9 protein-coding genes are annotated in these 12,774 nt (G+C 72.7%); 6 read left to right on the forward strand and 3 right to left on the reverse strand.

The window, feature by feature from the left end; translation table 11 throughout:
- Window positions 1-76: 76 nt before the first annotated feature.
- Window positions 77-2,026, reverse strand: a complete 1,950-nt coding sequence (locus AB0F70_RS17340; RefSeq protein ID WP_357450601.1) for a LuxR C-terminal-related transcriptional regulator — start codon at window positions 2,024-2,026, stop codon at window positions 77-79.
- A gap of 452 nt (window positions 2,027-2,478) precedes the next feature.
- Here AB0F70_RS17340 and AB0F70_RS17345 point away from each other — a divergent pair, with 452 nt between their 5' ends.
- The 5 genes from AB0F70_RS17345 to AB0F70_RS17365 all read left to right on the forward strand — a co-directional run bounded on the left by AB0F70_RS17345 (window position 2,479) and on the right by AB0F70_RS17365 (window position 9,612).
- A complete protein-coding gene (locus AB0F70_RS17345) occupies window positions 2,479-4,152 on the forward strand; it encodes a glycosyl hydrolase family 18 protein (protein ID WP_357450604.1) in 1,674 nt (557 codons plus the stop codon).
- A gap of 136 nt (window positions 4,153-4,288) precedes the next feature.
- A complete protein-coding gene (locus tag AB0F70_RS17350; RefSeq protein ID WP_357450608.1) occupies window positions 4,289-4,843 on the forward strand; it encodes a sigma-70 family RNA polymerase sigma factor in 555 nt (184 codons plus the stop codon).
- Between the two features lie 55 nt (window positions 4,844-4,898).
- A complete protein-coding gene (locus tag AB0F70_RS17355) occupies window positions 4,899-5,789 on the forward strand; it encodes a hypothetical protein (protein WP_357450611.1) in 891 nt (296 codons plus the stop codon).
- A 76-nt stretch (window positions 5,790-5,865) separates the two neighbouring features.
- The gene (locus AB0F70_RS17360) at window positions 5,866-6,309 is read left to right on the forward strand and encodes an OsmC family peroxiredoxin (RefSeq protein WP_357450614.1); all 444 of its coding nucleotides are present in this window, start codon (window positions 5,866-5,868) and stop codon (window positions 6,307-6,309) included.
- Between the two features lie 390 nt (window positions 6,310-6,699).
- Window positions 6,700-9,612: an FAD-linked oxidase C-terminal domain-containing protein gene (locus tag AB0F70_RS17365; protein ID WP_357450814.1), complete on the forward strand. Its 2,913-nt coding sequence runs from the start codon at window positions 6,700-6,702 to the stop codon at window positions 9,610-9,612.
- Window positions 9,613-9,616: 4 nt separating this feature from the next.
- Here AB0F70_RS17365 and AB0F70_RS17370 read toward each other — a convergent pair whose 3' ends face one another.
- Window positions 9,617-10,153: a hypothetical protein gene (locus tag AB0F70_RS17370; RefSeq protein ID WP_357450617.1), complete on the reverse strand. Its 537-nt coding sequence runs from the start codon at window positions 10,151-10,153 to the stop codon at window positions 9,617-9,619.
- A gap of 143 nt (window positions 10,154-10,296) precedes the next feature.
- On the opposite strand from AB0F70_RS17370, the gene AB0F70_RS17375 reads away from it, so the two are divergent.
- Window positions 10,297-11,592 carry a serine hydrolase domain-containing protein gene (locus tag AB0F70_RS17375; RefSeq protein WP_357450620.1) on the forward strand — a complete coding sequence of 432 codons (1,296 nt, stop codon included), beginning with the start codon at window positions 10,297-10,299 and terminating at the stop codon, window positions 11,590-11,592.
- A 17-nt stretch (window positions 11,593-11,609) separates the two neighbouring features.
- Here the strand turns inward: AB0F70_RS17375 and AB0F70_RS17380 are convergent, their stop codons facing one another.
- Complete coding sequence (locus AB0F70_RS17380) at window positions 11,610-12,767, reverse strand: ROK family protein (protein ID WP_357450623.1); 1,158 nt, start codon at window positions 12,765-12,767, stop codon at window positions 11,610-11,612.
- Window positions 12,768-12,774: the final 7 nt, after the last annotated feature.

Genomic DNA, 12,774 nt, shown 5'->3' on the forward strand with positions numbered 1-12,774 from the left:
TGCGCGGCTGAGTCTGCGGTTCCGCTCCGGGCGGATGCCTCGTTCCTCGGCCTCCACCCTGCGCTGCACCTCCGGCTCAGCCGCGGAGCGCCAGCACCGCCAGCTCCGTGCGGGAGCGCACCCCGAGCTTGCGGAAGACCCGCCCGAGGTGCACCTCGACGGTGCGGACCGACACGTAGAGGTTCGCGGCGACCTGCCGGTTCGTCCGGCCCTGCACCACCAGCCGCGCCACGTCGAGCTCGCGTTCGGTGAGCAGGCCGTCCCACTGCCCGCACAGCTCGTCCCGGCCGCCTGCGGTGGCAGACTCGTCCGTCGTTTCGTCAGGCGCCCGGCCCGCGGTCTCGCTCGCGCCCGCGGGCACAAAGCCAGGCGTCTTCAGCGCCTGCTCGGCGACGTGCTCCCAGGCCTTCGCCCCGGACTCCTCGAACAGCTCGTGGGCTCCGAGCAGGTGCGCCGCAGCGTCCCCGGGCAGACCGAGGCGTGCGTATGCCCGGGCCGCGACCAGCTCGGTGAGGCCGCGCTCGAACGTCGAGCCGACCCGCAGCGACGCCTCGACGGCCCGTTCACGCGCCCGGTTGACGCCGGAGGCGTCCGCGAGGGCGAGCTCGGCCCGCGCCAGGTCTAGCCGACGGCGCCGTGTCGGCCCGCCGGAGAAACCGCCCGCCGACTCCGGACCCGCCGTCGGCAGGACGTGGAGCCGCAGGCGCTCGTGCGAGTGCCGGGCTGCCCGGTCCTGGCCCGCGAGCACGAGCAGCTCCACCGGGTCCGGGGTGGGCAGCCAGAGCCGGCGCAGCTCGTCCCCGCCGCGTTCTGCCGCGAGCCCGAGCAGGGTTGCCGCCTCGACCCAGCGGCCGTTGAACACTGCGGTCTGGGCGCGGTCGCCCAACGTCGCGGCCCGCACGACGGGCGCCACCTGGCCGGGCACCGAGGCCTCGAGCGCGGCGGTCGGCCGGCTCAGGTGCCCCTCCCGGACCAGGTCGAGGCGGCGTGCCAGCGCTATCCCGAGCCCACCGAAGGCGAGGGCAACGGGCAGGCGTTCGACGGCGTCGTCGAGCACCGATGCCGCGCCGGTGATGTCGCCGAGGCGCAGCGCGAGGTACGACTGCGCGACGCGCAGGTGCGCCTCCGCGAGCGGCGTCATGGCATCGGAGGGCCCGTCGAACCACCAGCTGGGCGGACGTGCGGGAGCCAGCTCCGCGACCTCGCCGAGGATCGTCGCGGCCTCACCGGGGGCGCCGTCGAGCATGCGCATCGTCTTGCGCGCGGCCGCGATCGCCGCACGGTCGGCGCCGCAGGCGTCGCCAGGGACCACCGCGTCGGGCCGGCCGTCCAGGAGGGCGAGCGCGATGCCGAGCGGGCGTGCGGCGTCGGGCGCCCCTTCGGTGGTGGGGCCGGTGCCCGCGGCATGGGCGGCGCGGCGGAGGTGCACGACGGCGTCGTGCACGTGCCCCGCCCAGAGTGCCGCGCGGCCGGCGACCGCGAAGGCGCGTGCGCGCACCTTGTCGGTGCCGTGACTGGCGGCCTCACGGGCCACCTCGTGGGCGCGGTGGACGTCGCCGCGCGCGAGATGCTGCTCGGCGAGCTCGACCAGCCCGTCCGCGAGCAGGGGATCACCCGCGAGCGTGCTGAGCGCCGTGTGCCACATGGCGATGAGCGGTTCGTCGGCTCTGCGGTGCACCTTCGCCAGGGCCCCGTGGGCGGCGGTGCGGGTCGCGAGGTCGGCGTCCTCGTGGACTATCGAGCGGATGCGCGGGTGGTGGAACCGGAACCGGCCGCCCACCAGGTGCAGGTGCCGGCCGGCCGGTCCGGCCATGAGCGTGTCTATGTTGATGCCCGACGCGGCGAGCAGCACCTCGGTGCGGTCCACCACGGCGACGGCGGCGACGAGCAGGACCCGGCGTGCGTCGTCGTCCAGGCCGAGCGGGCCTACCGCCTCGCGGACAGCGCGCGCGGCAGGTAGCGGGTCCGGCATCAGCGCCGTCCCGAGGAGATGCTCGTCGTCGAGCATCCGGGCTGTCTGGTCCACACATCCAGGTTCGTCACCCACCACTCGGCTGAGCTCGCACGCGACGTGGGGTGCCACTGTGCGGTCGCCAAGGGGGAGCGGAAATACGACTTGCTGCGGCAGCGCGGTCATCGTCGACCCTCCCGGATTCGTTCACGGTGCTCGCAAGTATGGCCTCCGAACGTTTCACCCGCATCAACCTGAGGTCACGACTTTTGCTGCGAACCGCCGCCTGACCTGCCATGCTGCCCCGCCCAGACGGCGAGGTACCTGATACCGCACGAGGTTGTTTCGGAGGCGAAGGTTTCACCCAGTAACAACCTCGTGCGGTTCGCGCGGTTCCACTACGTAGTCCCATCGTGTGGAATTCCCTTATTTCCCATTAACGCAGGTTTCCTTACTTTTAACGAAGCGCGACTTAGCGTGACCCGCCGTCACCGATCGAAGACGACCGGACCAGGAGAGGGAAGACGATGGACTCGACGTACGAATCGCCGTCAGGCATCAGCAGGACGGGCCGACGAATCCTCGCGGGGGTGGCCGCGCTCGCCGTGGCGGCCTCCGCCGCCGTGACCGGCATCGGCCTCCGCGACGCGAACGCCGCGGAGAACGAGGCCGCCTCCGCCGCCGGCACCTCCGCCATCAACGGCTTCCGCAGCGTCGGCTACTTCGCCCAGTGGGGTGTGTACGGGCGCGGCTACCAGGTCAAGCAGATCGACACGTCAGGCGTGGCCGACGAGCTGACCCACATCAACTACGCCTTCGCGAACATCCACCACCAGAACCTCGAGTGCTTCGAGGCGAACAAGGCGCAGAGCCCCGGGCCCAACGGCTCCGACGGCGCGGGCGACGCCTACGCCGACTACGGCATGGGCTACACGGCGGCCAACTCGGTCTCCGGCACCGCCGACTCCTGGGACCAGCCGCTGGCGGGATCGTTCAACCAGCTCAAGCAGCTCAAGGCGAAGCACCCCGACCTCAAGGTCATGATGTCGATGGGCGGGTGGACCTGGTCCAAGAACTTCTCGCTCGCGGCCAAGACGGACGCCTCGCGCGAGAAGCTCGTGTCGAGCTGCATCAACATGTTCATCAAGGGCAACCTGCCGGTCATCGACGGCCGCGGCGGCGCCGGTGCCGCCGCAGGAGTCTTCGACGGGTTCGACATCGACTGGGAGTGGCCGGGCTCGCCGAACGGCGCCGAGGGCAACCACGTCGATCCGGTGAACGACAAGCGCAACTTCAAGCTTCTGCTCGCCGAGTTCCGCGAGCAGCTCGACGCGCTCAGCGCTCAGACGGGCAAGGACTACGAGCTCTCCGCGTTCCTCCCCGCCAACCCCGCTGACATCACGGCCGGTGGCTGGAACGACCCCGAGATCTTCAACTACCTCGACTTCGGCAACGTCCAGGGCTATGACCTGCACGGTGCCTGGGACCCGGCGCTGACCGGTCACCAGGGCAACCTCCACCACGACTCCGAGGACCCGCGGCCGCTCGCACGGCAATTCAGCGTCGACCTCGCGGTGCAGTCGTACACGGACGCGGGCATCGACCCGGCACAGCTCGGCCTCGGCCTCGCGATGTACGGGCGCGGCTGGACCGGCGCCCCGTCGTCCGACGCGTGGGGTACCGCGACCGGTGCCGCCTCCGGGCAGTACGAGGCGGGCATCAACGACTACGACGTGATCAAGAACGTCGGGACCGGGTACTACGACGCCGCACTCGGGGCCGCCTGGCGGCACGACGGCAACAACTGGTGGTCGTACGACAACGAGCAGTCCATCAGGGCCAAGGCCAACTACATCCGGGCAGAGGGCCTGGGCGGGGCCATGTGGTGGGACCTGTCGGGTGACCGGTCCGGCACCCTGACCGGTGCGCTGCAGGGCGTGCTCGGTACCGGCACGCCGGGCCCGGTGGAGGGCGGCGGTCCGACGGACCCGACCGATCCCCCGGACCCGACGGACCCGCCGGACCCGACCGACCCGCCGGTCGAGGAGTGCACGGCGGCGGCATGGAGCGCGTCGGCCGTCTACGTGGGCGGCAACACGGTTTCGCACAACGGCCACGAGTGGCGCGCCAAGTGGTGGACGCAGGGCGAGGCGCCCGCGCCGTCCGAGTGGGGGGTGTGGCAGGACCTGGGCGTCTGCTGACGCGGGGTCTCGACAGGCTCCGCCAACGGGGCCAGACGGTCTCGACAGGCTCGACCAACGGTGGTCGAGCCTGTCGAGACCGTTTTGTTGTGCGGCGCGGGTGCAAGGAACCCCGCGGCCACGACAGAGTGTGGGGGTGGACGACAGCCCCGGCGCCCCGCAGGACGATCTGCCGCACGAACGGCTTCCGCACGACGAGGCCTGGTTCAGCGCACTCTTCGACGCGCACTCGCGCGCCCTCTACTCCTACTTCATCCGCAGGCTGCCCGACGGCGGCCGTACCTCCGACGCCGAGGACCTCGCCGCCGAGGTGCTCGCCACCGCGTGGCGCCGTCGCGACGACGTCCCGGACGGCGCCGAGCTGCCGTGGATGTACCGGACGGCCGGCTACGTGCTGGCGAACCACCGGCGCAAGATGCGGGCGCTGCCCGTCGCGGTCGTGCCCGACGAGCCGGACGACGTGGACCCCGCGACCTTCGCCGTCACCGACGACGCCGTCCGGCAGGTCCTGTCCAGGCTCTCCCCGCGCGACCGGCGCATCCTCCTGCTCGTCGCCTGGGACGGGCTGTCCGGGGACGATCTCGCCGGGGTGCTCGGGGTCTCCCGCGGCGGCGCCGATGCGGCGTTGTCCCGCGCGCGGGCACGGCTTCGCGACGCGTGGGACGCCCACGAGCAAGCGGTGGACGCATGAGCACATGTACAGGGTGTGCGCGGTGCGCAGCCGAGCACTGCACGGAGGGACGGCGATGAACGAGCACGAACGGCAGGCGGACCCGGCGTTCGACCGCCTGATGGCGGCGGACCCCGCGAAGCATGCGCCCGATCCGGTCCAGGGCGTGCTCCGGGCCAAGGTCGACGCGCTGATCGCCGAGCAGCCCGAGGCAGGGCAGCCCGGCACCACGCGGCCCGGCACCACGCAGACGCAGCCCGCCGGGCGCGAACAGGGCGACGAGCTCGCGCTGCGGCGCTACCGGCGTCGGACGCCGTGGCTGGTCGCGGCCGCGGTGGCCGGCATCGTCGCGGCGGGTGGGGGCGGTTACCTGGCTGGGGAGTCTGGGGCCGCTCCCATCCAGGCGTCGGAGACGGCGCCAGAGGGGGGCGCAGAGAGCGCCCCCGACGAGCCGTCGGTCATGGCCGAGACGGACGAGGGCACGGCCAGTCGCGAGAGCAAGGCGGAGGACCAGGTCCTGGAGTCGCTCGGCGCGGGCGGTGACCTGCCGACGGCGACCGGGCTCGTGTTCCATGCCGGCGCCGGGCTGTCGGACGCGCCGACGACTGCCGAGGTGCGGGTGGCCGGGCCGTCCGGCGAGAGCCTCGGCTCCTACCCCGTGATCAGCGAGGTGGAGGCCGTCGAGCGGCTGGGCGACCCGAGATTCGCCGGCGCGGTGCTGGGCCGGACCTCTCAGGAACCGCCTCAGCAGGAGGCGGGTCCACTGGCGGCGACGCCCGTGCCGGGCGGCCCCATCGCGTGGCCCGTCGAGGACGTGACGATCGTCGGGGCGGCTCTCACGGAGGTGCGCTACACGCTGTCCGGAGCTGCCGTTCTGGACGTGCCCGCGTACGAGCTCAGGGACGCTGAAGGCAACGGCTGGACCGTCCTGGCGGTTGATGATGAGGTCCTTGACTTCGCACCGTGACGAGAGTGCTTGCCCGGTAGGGTCGCGAACGCAGGACGTCAGTTGAGAACACTTCTCGTCATACAAGGAGCGCACCATGGCAACACGTACCGCCCGCACCGCTTGGAACGGCACCTTCACGGAGGGGTCGGGACAGGTCGAGCTGTCGTCGTCGGGCGTAGGGACGTACGACGTCTCCTGGCCGGCGCGTATCGCCGACCAGGCCGCCGGCGTCACCAGCCCCGAGGAGCTCCTCGCGGCGTCGCACTCGTCGTGCTTCACCATGGCGTTCACGAACGAGCTTGGCGGGGCAGGCGCCACGCCGGAGCAGATCGAGGTCACGGCCGACGTGACCCTGGGGCCGGACCCGGCCGGCGGCGTCCGCATCACCAAGAGCGCCCTGACGGTACGCGGGTTCGCGACGGGCATCGACGAGGCCGGCTTCAAGGCCGCCGCAGAGGCCGCCAAGGCCGGCTGCCCGATCTCGAAGGCCCTCACGGGCGTCGACGCGATCACGATTGACGTCACCTTCGAGGGCTGACCCTCCTGCTGGAGCCTTCCCGCTGGTCGAGCGTGTCGAGAGCATTGGGTCTCGACACGCTCGACCAGCGAGGGGAGCGTCGTCCGTGAACGCCTGGCGCGATCCGCCGCCTCGTGGTGCGAGAATCGCGAGGTGCCCTCGCAGACTCACGACGCCCCGTCCCGGAACGGTATGAACGACGACGAACGCGCTGCGCACCGCTCGACGGGCCACACCGCTGACGCCGCCGAGGCCGCCCGCGCGGCCCGCGAGAAGGCCGAGGTCCGTGCCGCCGAGGAGGCGGAACGCCGCCGCGCCGAGAGCGAGGAGCGGCGCAAGGCCGCGCGCCGCGAGGCGGACCACGCCGCCGAGGCCGCGCGTGAGGCGGTCGCCGACGCGCTGCGCACGGCCATGGACGGCGCCGTCGACATCAGCACGCGCCGGCGCGCCGAGTACTCCACCGACGCGTCCAACTACCGGGTGGTCCCCGAGGGTGTGGTCTTCCCTGAGACGGTCGACGACGTCGTCGCCGCGCTCGAGGTGCTGCGCGAGCTCAAGGTCCCGATCACCGCACGCGGCGCGGGCACGTCCGTCGCGGGCAACTCGGTGGGGCCCGGCGTCGTGCTCGACCTGGGGCGCAACCTCAACCGGGTGCTGAGCATCGACCCGGAGCTTCGCACGGCGCGGGTCCAGCCGGGCACCATCATGTCCACCCTGCAAGGGGAGGCCAAGGCCCACGGGCTGCGCTTCGGGCCCGACCCGAGCACCCAGAACCGCGCGACCCTCGGCGGCATGATCGGCAACAACGCGTGCGGCCCGCACGCCGTCGCCTACGGGCGCACCGCCGACAACGTGGTCTCGCTCGACGTGATCGACGGCGCCGGACGCCGGTTCACCGCGGGCTCCGGCGACCCGGAGTTCGTCGACGTGCCCGGCCTCAAGGAGCTCGTCGCGGAGAACCTGGCGCTGATCCGCACCGAGTTCGGCCGGTTCGGCCGGCAGGTCTCGGGCTACTCGCTGGAGCACCTCCTGCCCGAGAAGGGCTCGAACCTCGCCCGCGCCCTGGTGGGTACGGAGGGCACGCTCGTCACGGTCCTGGAGGCAGAGCTCAACCTGGTGGAGACGCCGGGCGCACCCACCCTCGTCGTCCTCGGCTACCCCGACATGCCCACCGCCGCGGACGACGTGCCTCGGCTCCTCGGCCACAAGCCGCTCGCGATCGAGGGGCTGGACGCGCGCCTGGTCGACGTCGTACGGCGTGCCAAGGGCGCGGAGTCAGTCCCGGCGCTGCCCGACGGCGCGGGGTGGCTCATGATCGAGGTCGGTGGCTCGTCGCAGGCCGAGGCCCTGGGGCGCGCGGACGCCATCGTCTCGGCGGCGACGGCGCTGGACTCCGTGGTGCTGCCCGCGGGCTCGGACGCCACCAAGATGTGGCAGATCCGGGCCGACGGCGCCGGGCTCGCCGGCCGCACGCCCGCGGGGGAGCAGGCGTGGCCGGGCTGGGAGGACTCGGCGGTGCCGCCCGAGAAGCTGGGCCCGTACCTGCGTGACCTGCAGGCGCTCATGGACCGCTACGGCGTCGACGGCCTGCCCTACGGGCACTTCGGCGACGGCTGCGTGCACCTGCGGATCGACATCCCGCTGGAGACGTCGGGATCGGTGCTGCGCACCTTCATGATCGAGGCGGCGGAGCTTGTCGCGAGCTATGGCGGGTCGCTGTCCGGCGAGCACGGGGACGGGCGCGCCCGCTCCGAGCTGCTGCCGCTCATCTACTCGCCCGAGGCGATAGCGCTGATGGAGCGGTTCAAGGCCCTGTTCGACCCGAAGGACCTGCTGAACCCGGGCGTCGTCGTGCGGCCGCGGGCCGTGGACGACGATCTGCGCCGCCCCCAGGCCGCGCCGGTGCGGACCAAGCTGCCGCTGGCGGGCAAGGGTTCGGGGCACGGCGTCCGGCGCAAGGCCGGCTACGAGGGGTTCTCCTTCGCGCACGACCACAACGACCTGTCGACGGCCGTGCACCGCTGCGTGGGCGTGGGGAAATGTCGCGTGGACACCACTGCATCGAACAATGTGTCGGGCGATTTTATGTGCCCGAGCTACCAGGCCACGAAGGACGAGAAGGACGTGACGCGTGGGCGCGCCCGCGTGCTGCAGGAGGCGGTGAACGGGACCCTCGTCGGGGGTCTCGCGGCGCCCGAGGTGCGCGAGTCGCTGGACCTGTGCCTGTCCTGCAAGGCGTGCTCGAGCGACTGCCCGGCGGGCGTCGACATGGCGCAGTACAAGTCGGAGGTCCTGTACCGGACCTACCGCGGCAAGCTGCGGCCGGTCGACCACTACGCCCTCGGCTGGCTGCCGCGCTGGGCCCGGCTCGCCGGGGCGGTCCCCGAGCTGGTCAACGGCCTGCTGGGCGTGAAGTGGATAGGCAAGGCGGTGCTGTGGGCGGGCGGCATGGACACCCGGCGGTCGATGCCGAAGTTCGCCGAGGTCCCGTTCCGGCAGTGGTGGGCACGCGGCGGCGCGACGCACGGCGTCCCGGGGCTGCCGGTGGTGACCGACGACGGGCTCGGCGTGCCGGGCCGCGAGGGCGCCACGGCGGCGCGGCTCGCCACCAAGCCCAAGGTGGTGCTCTGGACCGACTCGTTCAGCGACACCCTTTCCCCCTCCGTCCCGCAGGCGGCGGTGAAGGTGCTGACCAAGGCCGGGTACTCCGTGATCGTCCCGGACGAGCAGGCGTGCTGCGGCCTTACCTGGATCTCGACCGGTCAGCTCGACGGCGCCCGGCGCCGGCTCCTCAAGCTGCTCGAGGTGCTCGGGCCCTACGCGGTGAACGGCATCCCGATCATGGGGCTGGAGCCGTCCTGCACGGCGGTGCTGCGCTCCGACCTGCTCGACCTGTTCCCGGACGACCCGCGCGCCCAGGCGGTCGCCCGCATGACGCGGACGGCGGCGGAGCTGCTGACCTCTGACGACGTGCCGGACCAGTGGGAGATGCCGTCACTGGCGGATGTCTCCGCCGTCGTGCAGCCGCACTGCCACCAGCACTCGGTGATGGGGTTCGAGGCGGACCGGAACCTGCTCGAGAAGGGCGGGGCGAAGGTCGAGGTCCTCGCGGGCTGCTGCGGCCTGGCCGGCAACTTCGGCATGCAGAAGGGCCACTACGAGACGTCGGTGGCGGTCGCGGAGAACGCGCTGCTGCCCGCGCTGCGCGAGGCCGCCCCCGGGACCACCTACCTGGCCGACGGCTTCTCGTGCCGCACGCAGGCGCTCGACCTGATGGGCGTGGAGGGCAAGTCCCTGCTGGAGGTCATCGCGGACCGGCTGTAGCAGGTCAGCGTGGGCGGAGGCTGCCGACCTTGTCCCGGATGAGCTCGCGGATCGCCTCGTGGTCCTCGAGCGGGAACATCTGCTTCGGCAGGATGCAGACCGCAGTCGACAGGCCCTGGCCGACGACGAGGTGGAACCTCGACCGGGTCTCGACGGCCCTACGGACCAGGAGCCAGCCGTAGGACACCGACGTCTCCTGGCTGGTGCAGGCGATCCGCTCGGCGTCGAGCCGGACCGTGGCACCGTGCCGCAGCGGGGAGGTGCGCGCCATGCGCCAGGCGAGCAGGTCCGGGATCCACCCGATCACGATGCTCAGTCCGATGAGAGGCAGCCATCCGGTCGCGAGCCGGTACTCGTCGTCCCCGGACTCGCTGCCGAGGTAGGTCAGCGTGAGAGCGGCGAGCAGGACGAGCGCGGCGAGCCCGTGGAACGCCCACAGCAGGGGGAGCCGCAGCAGGCCCTCGCGGTAGTCCGCCGTCGTCAGGTGCGGCTCGGCCTCGAAGACACGCCGGGAGGAGACATCGGCGGCTGGTTCGGTCACGCCCGGAGTCTGGCACGTCTGCCCGGTCGGTGTCCGCTTGAGGGCACTCCGCCCCAGGTGGGAGCCATATCCACCCGGCGGGTGATCCGCGCGAAGGGGTCCGCCGACAGGATGGGAGCACAGCCCAGACGAAGGAGACTCCCATGGAACGCACAACCCGCCGGGCGACGCTCGCCCTGAGCGCGGCGCTGGCGCTCGCGGCACCGCTGGTCGTCGCAGGCTCCGCGCACGCAGTGGACACCGACCGGCCGGCCCCCGCCGTCGCTGCCGTCGTCCCCGACACCGTGTCCACGATGGTGGCCGACGCAGCCCGCCAGGCCCAGCGCGAGGTCGCCACGAACCGGACCCTTGCGCGAGGCGCGAACGCACCGGCCGGCGCCGCCCTCGACGCCGCCCTCGACGACCTCGTGGCGGACGGGGCGATCGCCGTGACGGCGCGCGTCGAGAAGGGGGCGCGGACCTGGAGCGGATCAGCGGGGACCCGGGAGCGCGAGGGTCGGGCGAAGGCCCGGCCGTCCGACCCGTTCCGGGTGGCGAGCAACACCAAGCCGATGATCGCGACGCTCGTGATGCAGGAGGTCGAGAAGGGCACCTGGACCCTCGACACGCCAGTCGAGGACGTGCTGCCCGGCGTCATGCCCGCAGGCGTGACCATCGAGCAGCTGCTGAGCCACCGCTCGGGCGCCCCCACCGCCACCGACTGGATCCTCACCTCGCGCGCGGCGGACCCGTCGTCGTTCGACTCGGTGTTCGCGGTGATGGGCCAGGAGGTCACGGACGCCGACCACGTCGAGGCACTGCAGTCCGCGCCGTGGGTGAACGAGCCGGGGGCCGCCTACTCCTACTCGAACGCCGGCTACGTGGTGCTCGGCATGATGCTGGAGGAGGTCACCGGGCGCAGCGTCGAGCGCCTGCTGGAGCACCGGGTGTTCGCCCCGGCACGGATGTGGCAGAGCGCCTACCCGGACGACCCGGGCGTGCGCGGCCCGTTCCTCCACGAGTCGGCGTACACGGGCCCGGCGGAGGCCGGCTGGTACGACCTCGATCACTTCGACCCGAGCCTGTTCGACGCCGCAGGCGCGGTCACCAGCACCACCGAGGACCTCGCCGACTTCACCGAGGCCCTGGTCACGGGCCGGCTGGTCGATGCGGAGACCACCGCCGACATGCTGGAGCCCCGCACCCTGGGCCAGGCGGACGCCCCCGAGTACGGCCTGGGCGTCTACCGTGTCCCGGACCCGTGCGTCCCCGACGGCTGGCTCTACGGTCACGACGGCGCGTCGTTCGGCACCATCTCGATCAACCTGACGTCGCCCGACGGCGCGCGGCAGGTGTCCCTCGGCATCACCGGGCGGGACCTCGTCTTCCCCGTGCTGACGGACGAGCCGCTGTACGACCCGAGCGAGCTCTTCGTGGGGATGCTGCAGGCTACGTGCTGACTCGCGACCTGCCGACCTCAGAGCCGCTCCCGTAGCCACTCGGGGTTCAGGATCGCGTCGAAGGCGATCTCGGCAGCGCCACGCAGCGGGCCGAGGTCGCCTACCGTCGCCGCCAGGATGCGGGGCGGTCGGGCACGTCTGAACTCCATCAGCCCGTCGGCGCAGGCCTCTTCGATCAGGCCGCGCCGCAGCCGGACCAGCTCCACGCCGAGTCCGGAGAGCGTGATCGCCTCGGGGTCGAGGGCATTGGCCAGGGCGCCGAGCCCTCGCCCCAGGGCAGCGGCGTTGTCGTCGACCGCCCGGCCGGCCTCGGCCTCTCCGGCCTCGGCGCGGGCCAGGACCTGACGCCCCAGCTCCCGCCCGGCCGCGTGCCCTGGCTCCGTCCCGAACCGCCGCACCAGCGCGTTCGTGCCCACGTCCAGGCTCCAGCAGCCCTTGACGCCGCACATGCAGCGCAGCCCGGAGCCGGTGAGCGGCATGTGCCCGAACTCCCCGGCGATGTTGTGCGCGCCGCGCTGGGCGTCCCCGGCCAGCAGCAGGGTCCCGCCGATGTCGAAGTCGATGTGGAAGTGCAGGGCAGTCCCGGTCCCGCGCAGGGCGCCGCGCCGAGCCTCGGCGAGCCCGGCGAGCCTGGCGTCGTTGTCCACCACCGTCGGCGCCCACCCGGCGCCGATGTGCTCGTCGAGGTCCACCTCGTCCCAGCCGAGGTGCGAGATGTGCAGGCGACGGCCGCCCCGGACCGGCCCGGCGACGGCGATGCCGAGCGAGGCGAGCCGGTCGTCGGAATGCCGCAGCGTCGCCCGACGGATCTCGTCGAACACTGCGGGCGTCCGGTCGTGCTCACCGGACTCCAGCTCCGTCAGCTGCCCCCCGAGCTCGATCCGCGCGAGGGTCCAGGAGTCCTCCCGGACATCGGCGGCGAGGACCACCGGGCCCTCGGGGTGGGCGAGCAGCAGGGTCGTCGGCCGGCCGCGACCGGTGCTCTCGGCGCCTACCTCGTGCAGCAGCCGAGCTGCCTCCAGCTCGCCGACGAGCGCTGCCGCGGTGTTGCGGCCGATCCCCAGCAGGCGCGCGGCGGCGGCGCGGGTGAGCGGCTCGTCGGCGTCGTGGACCGCGCGCAGCAGCCGCGCCTGGTTGTGGACGCGGAGGTCGGCGCTCGTCTTCAGCTGCTGCATACCCGGC

This window comes from Promicromonospora sp. NPDC023805 (genome assembly GCF_040639635.1).
Classification (GTDB): Bacteria; Actinomycetota; Actinomycetes; order Actinomycetales; family Cellulomonadaceae; genus Promicromonospora.

Bases quoted from the DNA above. Each gene is read 5' to 3' on its own strand.
- AB0F70_RS17365 (WP_357450814.1), top strand. From the start codon at position 6,700: ATGGACGGCGCCGTCGACATCAGCACGCGCCGGCGCGCCGAGTACTCC.
- AB0F70_RS17355 (WP_357450611.1), top strand. From the start codon at position 4,899: ATGAACGAGCACGAACGGCAGGCGGACCCGGCGTTCGACCGCCTGATG.
- AB0F70_RS17360 (WP_357450614.1), top strand. From the start codon at position 5,866: ATGGCAACACGTACCGCCCGCACCGCTTGGAACGGCACCTTCACGGAG.
- AB0F70_RS17345 (WP_357450604.1), top strand. From the start codon at position 2,479: ATGGACTCGACGTACGAATCGCCGTCAGGCATCAGCAGGACGGGCCGA.
- AB0F70_RS17375 (WP_357450620.1), top strand. From the start codon at position 10,297: ATGGAACGCACAACCCGCCGGGCGACGCTCGCCCTGAGCGCGGCGCTG.
- AB0F70_RS17380 (WP_357450623.1), bottom strand. From the start codon at position 12,767: ATGCAGCAGCTGAAGACGAGCGCCGACCTCCGCGTCCACAACCAGGCG.